This is a genomic window from Flavobacterium sp. N2820 (assembly GCF_025947285.1).
Classification (GTDB): Bacteria; Bacteroidota; Bacteroidia; order Flavobacteriales; family Flavobacteriaceae; genus Flavobacterium.
The window spans coordinates 268,611-282,967 of the sequence record NZ_CP110008.1; the positions used below are offsets into that span (position 1 = coordinate 268,611).

Genomic DNA, 14,357 nt, shown 5'->3' on the forward strand with positions numbered 1-14,357 from the left:
TGAAACTTTGGCAACTAAAAAATTAGTAATTTTCCGCAATTAAAAATAAGTTTTGAAGAATTATTTCATTAGAAAATATCAATCACCCGATTATTCGCTCTGGAATGAATTTGTAGCCACTGCTAAAAATGCTACTTTTTTATTTCATCGCGATTTTATGGAATATCACAGCGATAGATTTCAGGATTTTTCACTCTTAATTTTTGACGAAAACCAAAATTTGAAAGCCATTTTGCCTGCAAATAAGGTAGATGATATCGTTTTTTCACATCAAGGATTAACGTATGGCGGTTTGGTTCTAAACCAAAAAACAAAAATGCAAGAAGTAATTGAAATAACATTCAATTTGTTGCGTTTTTTATATGAGAATGAAATTTCAACCCTTAATTTAAAACAATTACCTTCTTTTTATGCCAAATTTCCTTCTGAAGAAATGGAATATTTAAGTTTTATTTTAAATGCGAAATTAGTTAGAAGAGACACCTTATCAGTAATAGCAATGCATACTGATTTTCTCTTTACTAAAGGAAGAATTGAAGGAATTAGAAAAGGCAAAGAAAATAATTTGATTTGCAAAGAAGAGGCAAGTTTTGAGTCATTTTGGAATGAAATTTTAATTCCTAATTTAAAGCAAAAACACAGAGCAAAACCAGTTCATTCACTTGATGAAATTACGTTTTTAAAGTCAAAATTTCCAAACAATATTAGACAATTTAATGTGTATAAAGAAAACGAGATAGTTGCCGGAACCACAATTTTTGAATCAAATTCTGTTGTGCATTCGCAATATATTTCTGGAAATTCAAATAAAAATGAATTGGGTAGTTTAGATTTTTTACATAATTATTTAATTCATGAAGTATTTCCTAAAAAAGACTTTTTTGATTTCGGAATTTCCAATGAAAATCATGGAAAAAACATTAATCATGGATTGTTATTTTGGAAAGAAAGTTTTGGAGCGCGAACAATAGTTCAAAATTTTTATGAAATTGAAACCAAGAATTATTCACTTTTAGAAAACGTTTTAATATGATTCCATTTCTAAATTTAAAAAAAATAAACCAACCGTTTGAAATTGCACTCCAAGAAAAAATGGAACAATTTTTAACGAAGGGTTGGTATATTTTAGGAAATGAAGTGAAAACATTTGAAGCTGATTTTGCAAGCTATTGTGGAGCAAAACATTGTATAGGCGTTGGAAATGGTTTAGACGCTTTAGTCTTAATTTTCAAGGCCTACATTCATTTGGGGAAATTGCAAAAAGGAGATGAAGTTATTGTGCCTGCTAACACGTATATTGCTAGTATTTTAGCAGTTCTACAAGCCGATTTAGTTCCGGTTTTAGTGGAGCCAAAATTTGAGACTTTCAACATTAATCCGGATTGGATTGAACAAAAAATCACTTCCAAAACCAAAGCTATTTTACCCGTTCATTTATATGGACAATTGTGCGAAATGGAACAAATAAATGCAATTGCTCAAAAACATAATTTGTTAGTAGTTGAAGATGCAGCTCAAGCTCATGGCGCAAAATTTAGTGTTCAGTCGCAGTTTTCAGTCACAGATTGTCATGCTGAACTCGTTTCAGCATCTTATCATCCAACAGCCTACAGCTTTTATCCCAGTAAAAATTTAGGAGCTCTTGGCGATGGTGGTGCGATTACAACGAATGATGATGAATTGGCAGAGGTTTTATTTTCTTTAAGAAATTATGGTTCAAAAGTAAAATACGAAAACGAAATTATTGGTATAAATTCACGATTAGATGAATTGCAGGCGGCTTTTTTAAATGTGAAATTACCTCATTTAGACGCTGAAAATCAATTTAGAAGACAAATTGCAAGACGCTATCTTTCTGAAATTAAAAATGATAAATTAGTCTTGCCATTTTGGGATGGGAGCGAAAATCATGTATTTCATTTATTTATCATTCGTACTCAAAACCGTCAAGCACTTCAAAATTATTTAAAAAATAACAAAATAGAAACGATGATTCATTATCCAATTCCGCCACACAAACAAAAAGCGTTGTCTAATTGGAATCATCTATCGTTTCCAATTACCGAAAAAATACACGAAGAAGTAGTGAGTATTCCAATGAATCCAAGTTTGACTGATGATGAAATTCAGCATATTATTTCAACTTTAAATCATTATTAAAATGGGAATTCTGCATCAATTGAAACAATTTACTTTTGTAAAGCTACGGATATTAAAATATAAAAGTTTATCAACTTGTCAGCAGGTTTTGGGTCAACCCAAATTATATCATCCATTACTTTTAAACGGAAAAGGTAAGATTTCGTTTGGAAAAAATGTACAAATTGGTGTTGTAAATTCACCAAACTACTATTCACATTACTCTTATTTTGAAGCAAGAAGTTCAGAAAGTGAAATTTTCATTGGAAATGACGTCTCAATTAATAACAATTGTTCCATCGAATCGCTTTCAAAAGTTACGATTCATGATAATGTTTTGATTGGAATAAATTGTGCTATTCTGGATAACGATGGACATGATTTAGCAATTGACAAACGACTTTCAGGAACGCCAAAATGTGCGGAAATTACAATTGAAAAGAATGTTTTTATAGGTGATAATGTTACCATTTTGAAAGGGGTAACTATTGGCGAAAATTCGGTGATTGGTAATGGTTCTGTTGTAACAAAAAGTATTCCTGCTAATGTAGTTGCTGTTGGAAATCCAGCAAAAATTACTAAAGAAATTTAATTTGAATTTTTTCGAAAAACATAAATTACTTAAAGTTTTATCACTAAATGCTTTTGGCGTATTGGTTCAATTTGTGTTGGGAATTTTCTCTGTGCGAATCATTTCTGAGTTTTTAGGACCAAACGGAATGGCATTAACGGGAAATTTTAGAAGTTTTACATCATTATTCAAATCGATTAGTGTTTTAGGTTTAAAAGAAGGTTTAATCAAGTTATTTTTAGAAAATACAGATAGTAAAGAAGAAAAAAACAGCGTTGTTTCTTCTTTTTTAGTATTCTTTTTGGGCTTATCGTTTGTATTAACAATACTAATTGTTTTGTTCGCAGAACCATTAAGTTCTTATTTATTTCAAAACCCTGTTTTTTCGGTTTATTTGAACTATTTTGCTGTTTTATTGCCATTTTTTGTTCTGCAAACGTTGCTAATCACTATTTTTAATGCCAATCAAGAATTTAAGAAAATCGTTGGTATTCAAATTAGTACGAATATTCTCTTATTTGTAAGTTCGTTTTATTTTATTTACCAACAAGAGTTGGAAGGTGCTTTTTTTGCGATTGCGATTGCCGATTTTGTTAGCTTTTTTGTCGCTGTTTTTTTTGTAAGAAAGCAATTTTCTTTTTCGTTCAAATTTCAATCTCATTATCTAAAAACAATATCTAAATTCATAGGAATGGCTTTAGTTAGTGCGATTTTAATTCCAGTTACGGCCATTTTAATTCGTAATTATATTATTGATAATTCAAGTTTATACAATGCAGGAATTTGGGAAGCAATTACAAGAATATCAGGGTTTTATATGATGTTTTTTAGCGCTGGATTATCGTTGTATTATTTGCCAAAGTTATCAGCTTTAAAAACGGATGATGAATTTAAAACCGAATTAAAATATTACTTTAAAATATTAATTCCGGTTTTTATGGGCGTTCTTTTAATGGTTTTTTTATTAAAAGATATTATAATTTCAATTGCATTAACTTCAGAATTTCAAGCGGTGAGCGAATTGTTAATTTGGCAACTTATTGGCGATTTATTTCGAGTGATGACTTTAGCTTTTGGCTTTCAAATCCTTGTAAAAGCTATGGTTTCAAAATATATTTTTATTGAAATCATTTACAACGGATTGTTTTTAGGTTTAAGTTTTTTTCTGTTTGATTCGCTTCAAGTAAAAGGAGTTATGCAAGCGTATGTAATTGCAAATGCGATAACCTTTTTTGTAGTTTTATTGATGTTTAGAAAATTGTTTTTTAAATATAAAAAAAGAGTATAATTTAATTAAAAATAGCAAAAATGCTTTTTAACTCAATAGACTTTGCCATTTTTTTACCAATAGTTTTTTTTCTTTATTGGTTTGTAACGAACAAAAATTTAAAACTACAAAACGCATTAATTGTTTTAGTTAGTTATTTTTTTTATGGTTGGTGGAATTGGAATTTCTTATTACTAATTCTATTAAGTACTATAGTTGATTATACTGTTTGTAGAATTTTAAGTTTTGAAGAAAATAAGTTAAAAAGGAAACTATTATTATGGGTAAGTATTGTTGTAAATCTTGGAATTCTAGGTTTTTTTAAATATTACAACTTTTTTTTAGACAATTTTATAACTGCTTTTTCATTTTTTGGTTCCGATATAAAAGCAAATTCACTCAATATAATATTACCTGTTGGAATAAGTTTTTATACTTTTCAAACAATGAGTTATACTATTGATGTGTATAGAAAAAAAATTGAACCAGTAAAAGATTTCATTATTTTTTCTGCTTTTGTGAGTTTCTTTCCTCAACTTGTTGCTGGCCCAATTGAAAGAGCAACTAATTTGTTACCCCAGTTTAATAAAAAGAGAACATTTAACTATTCTAAAGCTGTTGATGGTTTGCGACAAATTCTATGGGGATTATTTAAAAAAATTGTAATTGCTGATAATTGTGCTGAGTTTGCAAATCTAATCTTCAACAATTCATCTGATTATTCAGGAAGTACTTTAGTTTTGGGAGCTTTGTTTTTTACTTTTCAAATCTATGGTGATTTTTCGGGTTATTCAGATATTGCAATTGGAACTTCCAGACTCTTTGGTTTTGATTTGATGCGAAATTTTAACTTTCCCTATTTTTCAAGGGATATTGCCGAGTTTTGGCGACGATGGCATATTTCACTTTCAACGTGGTTTCGAGATTATTTATATATTCCACTTGGCGGCAGTCGTGGTGGAACGTGGATGAAAATTACAAATACATTTCTCATATTTATAGTCAGTGGATTTTGGCACGGAGCTAACTGGACTTTTATTGCATGGGGCGCTTTAAATGCGATCTATTTTTTACCTTTATTATTAACAAATAGCCATCGTAATAATATTGGAATTGTAGCTCAAGGCTCAAAACTACCAAGTGCAAAAGAACTTTTGTTTATGTTGTTAACTTTTGGATTAACCGTTTTAGCATGGATATTTTTTCGTGCTGAAAACATAGAACATGCTTTAAGTTATATTTCTCAAATTTTCTCATCATCTCTTTTTACTTTTCCTGAATTTGAAGGAATGATAAAGGCTTTGACAACAATTATTCTCATATTGTTTTTTATTTTAATAGAATGGCAAGGAAGAGAAAAGCAATATGCAATTGAACATTTTGGTTCAAAATGGAAACAACCATTGCGCTACTTGTTTTATTATTCCATTATCATTATAATATTTTTATTTGGCGGTAAAGAGCAGCAATTTATTTATTTTCAGTTTTAATTTATGAGAAAATTCATATTCAAAATATTGTTTTTTATTTTGCCTTTAATAGTGCTTATATTGCCTCTTGACTATGGTATTTCTTACTTTCTAAGTAAATCAAATCAGTTTCCAGGAGAATTTGAAGTAATGAATGATATTTATAATTCTAAGGCTAATTGTGAAGTGGCAATTTATGGTTCTTCAAGAGCATGGGTACATATTGACCCGGCAATTATTAGCGATTCATTAAACCTTACAGCTTATAATTTTGGAATTGATGGTCATAATTTTTGGTTACAATATTTAAGACATTTAGAACTGTTAAAACACAACAATAAACCCAAAAAAATAATATTAGCGGTAGATTTATATAGTTTGCAAAAAAGAGATGATTTGTATGAGTCAGATCAATTTCTTCCATATATGTTATGGAATAAAAACATTAAAAAATATACAAGTTCTTATAAAGGTTACACAAAATATGATTACGAGATACCACTTATTAGATATGCGGGAAAATTTCAAGCTTTAAAAGGGAGTATAAAAATGCTATTAACAGGTTCATCAAATAAAACTTATCGAAATAAAGGTTATTTAGGAATGGATTTAAAATGGAATTCCGATTTTGATACTGCCAAAGCAGAAATGAAGTCTTATGAAGTTAAATTGCATCAACAAAGTATGCAATTATTTGAATCATTTATTCAAGAATGTAAAAGAGAGAAGATAGATTTAATTTTAGTTTATGCTCCCGAATATATTGAAGGGCAGAACTTTGTATCAAACCGAAAGGAAATAATTCAAATTTATGAAGATTTGTCTACAAAATATAGTTTAACATTTTATGATTATTCTACAGATGAAATATGTTTAGATAAAAATCTTTTTTACAACGCAAGTCATTTAAACAAATTTGGAGCCGAACTTTTTACAAGAAAACTCGCAACTGACATAAAAGAAAGAGAAAACAATATTTCTAATTACAAAAAGTAAATTATAGTTTTTAATATTCAATTATCTTTTTCTGAATTAAATAATTAGCTTTGAAAATTATATTTGATAATTGATTTTGGAAAATATTTTAAATAATGGCTGAATTACTTTTAATAATTCCTTTTTACAATGAATCTTTTCGTATTTCGAAACAAGATTACATCGTTATGTTTGAAAAGTATTCCGAAATTGATTTCTTGTTAGTTGATGATGCTAGCACTGATAATACATTGCAGATGTTAGAGCAATTTTCTCGCACATTTTCTAATGTTTTTTTTCTTCAGAATTCTAAAAATTCGGGAAAGGCAGAAAGCATCAGACAAGGTTTTTTACAATTTAATGTTGCTCAATATCAATACATAGGCTATTTTGATGCAGATTTAGCTACACCTATTGAAGAAATGATAAAGTTATTTCATTTTATTTCAAAGAGCGAACACTTTTTATTTGTAATGGGAAGTAGGATAAAATTGATAGGAAATAATGTACAACGCTCATTAGTTCGCCACTATTTTGGTAGAATTTTTGCCACTGTAATAAGTCAGTTTATTTTAAAAACACCCATTTATGACACGCAATGTGGCGCAAAAATAATAGCCACTGATTTAGCTATTGAGCTTTTTAAAAATCCATTTAAAACAAAATGGTTATTTGATGTTGAACTACTGTTAAGATTTAAGAAAATCGATACGGATTATTACAAAAAAGTAGCTGAAATACCCCTTGATACTTGGATTGAAAAAGGAAATTCTAAAATTCGATTTAAAGATATGATAGGTTTTCCACTTCAATTATTACAGATTTATTTTCATTATGATAAAAAGTAAAACAATCCATAATATCATATCATTTCTAAATCAAAAGGAAGTAAAACTATTGTTATTGATAGGCTTTTTGGTACGGTTTATATTGGCTTTATTATATTTAAAAATAACTAAAGTTCCTGATAGTTGGAGTTTTATGACTTTAAGCGAATATTTGTTGAAATTTGATTTAACGGGTTATAACGGAGAACGAAGTCCAGGTTATCCGCTGTTCATTGCATTAGGTTTGGGCACCATGAAATTAACAGTAGTGTATCAACTTATTTTAGGAATTCTCACAACATTATTTTGGTTTGATACTTTGATAGCTTTAAAATTTTCTCAGAAGTATAGTTTTTGGATAACTATTTTTATTTCTTCTTTTTTGTGTCATTTTTTCTTTGAAACTTCAATTTTAGTAGAAACAGTAACCCTCTTTTTTATAACGATTCTTTTTTGGATGTTAGCTAAGAATCATTTTGAAAACACAAATGAGTTAGTTTTAACGAGTATAAGTTTATTTTTTGGTTATTTAGTATTGATAAAACCATTTTTTGTTTTTTTGTCCTTTTTAATTTATGGTTTATATGTTTTAAAATCATTTAGTTGGAAAACTATAATCAATAAAAAAATTGTTATTTTAATTTTCCCGATTTTAGCTTACTTCGGTTGGTCATATGTGAATAAATTGAATACGAATTACTTTGTTTCTACAACTTTTTTAGGTTTGAATACCTCTCAAAATTGTGTTTATTTTGCAGAAAAATCTCCATCAGAATTTGATTGGATTTCTAAGCCTTATGTTGCTTACAGAGAAAAAGCAATCAGAGAAAATAAAGATGTTTCAATGGCAATTTGGTATGCTTACAACGATAGTGTTTTTAAAAAGTATCATTTGCCTTTTCCTGATTTCTCAAACGAATTGGGAAAATTTGCGAAGGCGACTATTCAAAAAAATAAGTCAGATTATTTGTTTCAAGTTTTCAATCGTTCATTTTTAGATTTCTGGAAAGTATATGATATGAAACCGTATGTTACTTTTGATAACTCATTAGTGGATTCAGTTATTACACAAATTTGGACTATTCAAAAATATATTCTACAAATTTTTAAACTCTTTTTCATCTTAATTGCAACGTATTATCTCTATGAATTATTACGAAATAGAAGAATTTCTATAGAAGCAATTGGTGTTATTATAATTTTTGTTACGGCTTTACTTCAAGCTTTTGTAACTTATGGAACTAATGCAAAGTATTCGTATCCACTTGAATTTATAATGATAATTTTAGTATTAATGTTTTTTAAAAATAAAGTTATTTCCAAGAGACTAAATACTTCTCAGCTATAAATTTGTAATCATGCTCTTTTTCGATAAATTTTCGGGCATTTTTAGAAATTTTGCTGATTTTTTCTGGGTGTTCAATCAAGAACGAAAGTTTGGTAGCTATTTTATTTTCATTAGGCAAAGCATTACTACAAACTTCGTCTTCTTCTAATTGATATTGGTTTAAAAATTCGGTTTCAGCACCTGTAAAAACTACTTTTCCTTTTGCCATAGCTTCTAAAGCATTATAACCTTGATCATAAGCAAATACTTGATCTAGCAAAACATGTGCTTTGTTATATTGCAAAATATATTCGTTGTACGGAAGATTTTCGGTGATAATAATTTCAACTTTATCTGCATATTTTTTTTGGATAATTTCCAATGCTTTTTCGAAATAATTGATGCCTTTTTTGATGTAACTTAATCTATTGATACCTAAGAAAATTACAATTTTATCCTCAATTTTTATATTTTGAAAAGTAATTTTATCTATATTTATCGGATTTGGAATAAACGTAGTTTGAAATCCCATTTTTCGCATAGGAATTTCATAATCTAAGTCAGACGTAATTAGGTTTTGGCAATTTTTTACTAACCAATCAAATGTTTTTCGATAGCTGTTTTTTCTATATTTTAGCGGAAAATGAAATTCTTTTTCTAATGAATTCTTTTCAAAATACGGTGTTAAAACGGAATATTTGAATTCTTTTTTAAACAAATAATCTACTATTGGCGTTTCATCACCACAAATTAATAGACTTCTACTTTTAACTTTTTTAAAGAGTTTTTTATATAAAAAGCGGGATAGCAAAGGATAAGTTTCTAAAGCATCAGAATTTATCAATTGCACATGCTGATAATCGTTTCGTTTTTGTAAAAACAAATAAAAGCGTATGGCTTTTTCGATTTTTTCAAAGTCTAATCGGGTTACTTTTCGAATTCCTCGATATAGAAAATTCACAAATTTAATATCATTACAAATTCGAGCATGTATCGAATAATCAACCGGAAACTGCTTAAACTTGTCACCACAACCTACAATAGATACTTCATGGCCAAGCGCGACTAATCCTTCTTTCAAAGAATTGTGTAATCTGCTGTATTCGCCAAGTAAAAGTATTTTCATGGAATAGTTCTAAATTCTAAATTCTGATTTCTAAATTCATATCTTTGTGTAAATATAGTATAATTGCTAAAAATGTATCAAAAATCAGACATAGAAATATTAATTGCTACCATGAATCAAACCAATTTTGATTTTTTGGAATCTATGTTTTTGTTTTCTGATTATACAAAGTTTAATATACTTATAGTTAACCAAACTATTGAAGATAAAATTTTACATTCTGATAATGAGTGCATAAAAGTGCTCAATGTATTTGAAAAAGGTTTATCAAAAAGTAGAAATTTAGCATTGAAAAATGCTACACAAAAGTTACTTGTTTTTACAGATGATGACGTTGTTTTTCAGCAAAAATTTGAAAAAAAAATTATTAAATCATTCAATTCTTATTCTATACACGATGGTTTTCGATTTCAATTTTTAAACAGTCAAGGTAATTTAGCCAAAAAATACCCAAGAACTTTTCGGTCTCGATTATCCAAGTTAGAAATCTTAAATTCTTCTTCTGTAGAATTAGTTTTTAAACACGAAAGTCTTACAAATGCAATGATGCAATTTGATGAAAATTTTGGATTAGGAACTGAATTTTTTATGGGTGAAGAAGCGATATTTGTTTCGGATGGAATTAAAAAAGGGTTGAAAATTGGGTTTGTTCCTGAACAATTAGTTTCTCATTCACAACCTTCAACAGGACAAAAAACGGCTATTTCAGCTATTTATTTTGTGCAAAGTGCAGTTTTTTATCGAATATTTGGCAAAATGTATTTATTTTGGATAGCTTTGAAATTATTTTTTGATTTAAAATTACGCAAAATTAACTTTTCAAAAATCGGTCACTTGTTTAATCAAGCGCTAAAAGGGAAAAAAGCTTATGCCAATGCTACAAAATTGTAAATTATTATCTATTCCAAAGATCGAAGATCCTAGAGGAAATCTTTCCGTAATTGAAAACAATGTCATTCCTTTTGAAATTAAGCGTGTTTATTATTTGTATGACGTACCAAGTGGTGCTGAGCGCGGTGGACATTCGCATATTGAACAACAAGAGTTTTTAATTGCACTTTCGGGCAGTTTTGATGTTGTTTTAAATGATGGCCAAAAAGAAAATATAGTTACTTTAAACAAACCATTTGAGGGCTTATTAATTGCGAATGGAATTTGGCGCGAATTGAAGAATTTTTCTTCTGGTGCTGTTTGTTTAGTTATTGCTTCTGACGTATTTTCTGAAGAAGATTATATAAGAGAATTTCAAATTTTTTTAGAAACCAAACATTAAATTTTAATTCCTTTTTTGAACAACCAATTTTTAAATTGAAATAAACTACTTAAAATAAATGAAGGTGTTTTAAAGAATAGTTTCATATTATTTGAAATGTTTTCTTTGTTTACATCATTCAAATAAAATTCAACTTTATCATTATTTCCAACTATTTTATAATGTTTGGCATAAAATATTCGATGAAAATCTAAAAAACGTTTTAAATCTAAATTCTGTTTTTCTTGCTCTTTGAATTGATTAAAATCCATTAAAGTCATTGTTTTAATGCTTTTTTTCGAAAGAGTATTTGGTAAATAGTAGTTATAAATTGCTGTTGTTTTATTATTTAATGCAATAGGATATTTTATTGCAATTTTGGTCCACAATTCTAAATCTTGACCATTAGTAACACCAGAAGTAAAGCAGTTCATTTCTAAAAGTATTTTTTTAGGAATCATTTGATTTAGTGTGATGTTTATTTTATAAGGATGATTGGAAGCAAAATAATTAGCTACAATTCCATTAAAATTTTTAGAGATGCCATTAAAAACAGGAGTAGAAATTGTTTTTTCAGTGTTTTTAATTTGGTATCTAGAACAGTAGGATCCACAATTTGGAAATTGTTCAGCGAGGTTTACCAATTCTTCTAAATGATTTGGAAACCAGTAGTCATCAGCATCTAAGAAAGCTATAAATTCGCCATTACTTCTTTCAATTCCTAAATTTCGAGCTGCAGCCGCTCCTTTATTTTCTTGTTGGAATAAATGGATTCGTTTATCTGAAAATTGAGAAGCAATTTCAAAACTATTGTCTGTTGAGCCATCGTTAATTAGGATCACTTCAAAATCCGCGTAAGTTTGCGCTAAAACGGCTTGGATGGTTTTAGAAATGATAAAACCTTTGTTGAAAAGTGGAATAATTACAGATATTTTTGGCATCTTATTTTGTTGCAAGCAGTATTATTTCATTTGAAAATCCTAAATAGTCGTCTTTTTCATATTCATTTACAAGAATAGTAAATCCAACAGATTCTAATCGTTTTTTTAATCCATCAACCGAATAAAATCGAACATGATCTTCTTGTCCAAAGTGTATTAAACGTTCAGCTTCACTTGTAATTGTGTAATCTTCATAAATTTCACCCTCTTTAAAAGGTGTTTGAATCCATATTGTTCCATTTGGTTTCAATACGCGAAATAATTCTTGCATCGCTTTTATATCTTCTACTACGTGTTCCAAAATATGATAGCAAATAATTAAATCATAACTTTCATTTGGTTTAGAAATATTAGTTATATCAAATTGCACATCAGCAATAAAATCTCCAGATAAATCAGAAGCTGTATAGTCTACAGTTTTAATTTTTTTCCATTTGCGGAACAAACTTCTTGATGGTGAAAAATCTAAAACGGATTTGTTTTCTTGCAGATATTTTTCATTCAATAACTTCCACAGTCTGCGATCGCGTGATAAACTTCCGCAATTTGGACATAAGTTGTCATTGTTTGATATTTTGGTCCATTTTTTGGCATTGAAACTACAAATTGTGCACGTATGGTTTTTTCCAGTTTGTAGCATCGCAAAGACAGTTCTCAAAGTTGGTTCTATCCTAAAAAGTGCTTTTTTGGGAACTATTAAATGAACTATTTTTTTTAATGATTGATACATGACTGGAGTTTGAAACAAAATTAAATTATTTTTCGTGTTCTTTTAAAGTACATAAAAATCCTATTCTGTAGATATTAAAAACTAATAGCGATGGATTGTTACTTATTATTTGCTTCGTTAATAATTTCTTCAAAATTTTAAAACCGAATTGTATCAAATAGATTAATCTGCTTTTTTTTAAGAATTCATATAGTTTTAAAATAGAAACAAATTCAGCGCTAATTTTATGTAAACTATAAAGTTTTAAAAGGCTTTTTAAGCTTTCTTCAGCTTTTTTTAAATATTTTTTATTATCATCAATATCATCATGTAAGATTGGGTTGTCTATATGATGAACATTGCTTTTTATGATACTTAAATTGTATGAAAATTGTGTATCATCATGGCCATATAGTGTAATTTCTGAATCAAATTTTACTTTATTAAACTCAGATTTTAAGATGAGTGTATTATTGAACAATAAACATTTATAGGGATTTTTCCTCCGTTCATTCGCAATTTTATCTTCAATATATTTTCCATATTTCCATCGTAATTTTTGATTATTTGAAGGGCAATCTTCAGGATGATTTCTTCCTCCATAAACTACTTGATAGTTCTGCGTATTGTCAATATAATTCTGAATGAAATTTTTTTGAATAATTTTTGAATCTCCATCTATAAAAAGTAACCATTCATATTTTGCTTTTTCGGCAAGTAAATTTCTATTTTGTCTGTGCGCAACATTTTTTTTTAAACTAATAAAAGAGCAATTTGGTAATTGATTTATTTCTTCATTAAATGTGTTTAAAACAGATTGAGAAGCATCATCTTGACATAAAATTTCAAATGTTATTTTAGATTCAAGGCATTGTTTATGAAGTTCTTCAACTAAAGGGAAAGCATTATGGTTATATATGGGAATTAGAATTGAAAACATTTAAACCGTTCTTTGAACTACTTCAAACATTTTTCCACCTTCAAATTTCAGCGTTTTTGAAGGATATTTTAAAACCAATGCATAATCGTGCGTAGCCATCAAAATAGTTTTACCATTAGCATTAATTTTTCGAAGTACCTCCATAACTTCCACACTGGTTTGTGGGTCAAGGTTTCCTGTTGGTTCATCGGCTAAAATTAATTCTGGGTCGTTTAGTAATGCTCTTGCAATTCCAACACGTTGTTGTTCTCCACCTGAAAGTTGATGTGGCATTTTTGAAGCAAAACCTTTCATGCCAACTTTGTCTAAAACTTCTTCAATTTTTAATTCCATTTCGGCTTTTTCAGACCAACCAGTTGCTTTCAAAACAAATAAAAGGTTTTCTTTTACACTTCTGTCTGGTAGTAATTTAAAATCTTGGAAAACCACACCTAATTTTCTTCTTAAATACGGAATATCACTTTCTTTAAGAGTTGGTAAATCATAATCTACAACGCTACCTTCACCGTCAATTAACGCTAAATCAGCATATAAAGTTTTTAAAAAACTACTTTTACCTGATCCTGTTCTACCAATTAAATATAAAAATTCGCCATGCTTTACTTCGATATTAACATCGGTTAAAACTGGATTTTTATCTTGATAAATGGTTGCGTTTTTTAAAGATAGAACTGCTTCTGACATAGTGAAAATGGATTTTAAAATGTAAAAGTAATAACTTATGACTGGGTTTCAAAATTTTAAACGCTTTTCAACTAAAAATAGTGCATTTGGTTAAAAACTATGTTCAAAAATAGTACAATAATATGTTAAG

General features: G+C 28.4%; 15 protein-coding genes. 10 read left to right on the forward strand and 5 right to left on the reverse strand.

What is annotated here, in order from left to right:
- Positions 1-52: 52 nt before the first annotated feature.
- The 8 genes from OLM52_RS01305 to OLM52_RS01340 all read left to right on the forward strand — a co-directional run bounded on the left by OLM52_RS01305 (position 53) and on the right by OLM52_RS01340 (position 8,596).
- A complete protein-coding gene (locus OLM52_RS01305; protein WP_264549356.1) occupies positions 53-1,033 on the forward strand; it encodes a GNAT family N-acetyltransferase in 981 nt (326 codons plus the stop codon).
- Positions 1,030-2,160: a DegT/DnrJ/EryC1/StrS family aminotransferase gene (locus OLM52_RS01310; RefSeq protein WP_264549357.1), complete on the forward strand. Its 1,131-nt coding sequence runs from the start codon at positions 1,030-1,032 to the stop codon at positions 2,158-2,160. The genes OLM52_RS01305 and OLM52_RS01310 overlap by 4 nt, the downstream gene beginning before the upstream one ends.
- Before the next feature lies 1 nt (position 2,161).
- On the forward strand, positions 2,162-2,731 hold the full coding sequence (locus OLM52_RS14305) for an acyltransferase (RefSeq protein ID WP_319800214.1): 570 nt from the start codon (positions 2,162-2,164) through the stop codon (positions 2,729-2,731).
- A gap of 1 nt (position 2,732) precedes the next feature.
- Entirely contained in the window at positions 2,733-3,998 is a 1,266-nt protein-coding gene (locus tag OLM52_RS01320; RefSeq protein ID WP_264549358.1) for an O-antigen translocase, read from the forward strand.
- A gap of 20 nt (positions 3,999-4,018) precedes the next feature.
- A complete protein-coding gene (locus OLM52_RS01325; protein WP_264549359.1) occupies positions 4,019-5,467 on the forward strand; it encodes an MBOAT family O-acyltransferase in 1,449 nt (482 codons plus the stop codon).
- 3 nt (positions 5,468-5,470) lie between these two features.
- Complete coding sequence (locus OLM52_RS01330; RefSeq protein WP_264549360.1) at positions 5,471-6,442, forward strand: hypothetical protein; 972 nt, start codon at positions 5,471-5,473, stop codon at positions 6,440-6,442.
- 95 nt (positions 6,443-6,537) lie between these two features.
- Complete coding sequence (locus OLM52_RS01335) at positions 6,538-7,269, forward strand: glycosyltransferase (RefSeq protein WP_264549361.1); 732 nt, start codon at positions 6,538-6,540, stop codon at positions 7,267-7,269.
- On the forward strand, positions 7,256-8,596 hold the full coding sequence (locus tag OLM52_RS01340; protein WP_264549362.1) for a hypothetical protein: 1,341 nt from the start codon (positions 7,256-7,258) through the stop codon (positions 8,594-8,596). The genes OLM52_RS01335 and OLM52_RS01340 overlap by 14 nt, the downstream gene beginning before the upstream one ends.
- Here the strand turns inward: OLM52_RS01340 and OLM52_RS01345 are convergent.
- Entirely contained in the window at positions 8,562-9,701 is a 1,140-nt protein-coding gene (locus OLM52_RS01345; RefSeq protein ID WP_264549363.1) for a glycosyltransferase, read from the reverse strand. The two genes, OLM52_RS01340 and OLM52_RS01345, sit on opposite strands and share 35 nt — an antisense overlap.
- 72 nt (positions 9,702-9,773) lie before the next feature.
- On the opposite strand from OLM52_RS01345, the gene OLM52_RS01350 reads away from it, so the two are divergent.
- Positions 9,774-10,592, forward strand: a complete 819-nt coding sequence (locus OLM52_RS01350; RefSeq protein ID WP_264549364.1) for a glycosyltransferase family 2 protein — start codon at positions 9,774-9,776, stop codon at positions 10,590-10,592.
- Positions 10,576-10,974 carry a sugar 3,4-ketoisomerase gene (locus OLM52_RS01355; protein WP_413614418.1) on the forward strand — a complete coding sequence of 133 codons (399 nt, stop codon included), beginning with the start codon at positions 10,576-10,578 and terminating at the stop codon, positions 10,972-10,974. Before OLM52_RS01350 ends, OLM52_RS01355 begins: the two co-directional genes overlap by 17 nt.
- Here the strand turns inward: OLM52_RS01355 and OLM52_RS01360 are convergent.
- Genes OLM52_RS01360 through OLM52_RS01375 form a run of 4 tightly spaced genes read right to left on the reverse strand, consistent with a single transcriptional unit; the run spans position 10,971 to position 14,227 of the window.
- On the reverse strand, positions 10,971-11,894 hold the full coding sequence (locus OLM52_RS01360) for a glycosyltransferase family 2 protein (RefSeq protein WP_264549366.1): 924 nt from the start codon (positions 11,892-11,894) through the stop codon (positions 10,971-10,973). The genes OLM52_RS01355 and OLM52_RS01360 overlap by 4 nt on opposite strands.
- A gap of 1 nt (position 11,895) precedes the next feature.
- Positions 11,896-12,624 carry a class I SAM-dependent methyltransferase gene (locus OLM52_RS01365; RefSeq protein WP_264549367.1) on the reverse strand — a complete coding sequence of 243 codons (729 nt, stop codon included), beginning with the start codon at positions 12,622-12,624 and terminating at the stop codon, positions 11,896-11,898.
- A 25-nt stretch (positions 12,625-12,649) separates the two neighbouring features.
- Positions 12,650-13,543 carry a glycosyltransferase family 2 protein gene (locus OLM52_RS01370; protein ID WP_264549368.1) on the reverse strand — a complete coding sequence of 298 codons (894 nt, stop codon included), beginning with the start codon at positions 13,541-13,543 and terminating at the stop codon, positions 12,650-12,652.
- Positions 13,544-14,227 (reverse strand): cell division ATP-binding protein FtsE, encoded by a 684-nt coding sequence (locus OLM52_RS01375; RefSeq protein WP_264549369.1) that lies wholly within the window; start codon positions 14,225-14,227, stop codon positions 13,544-13,546.
- Positions 14,228-14,357 lie beyond the last annotated feature (130 nt).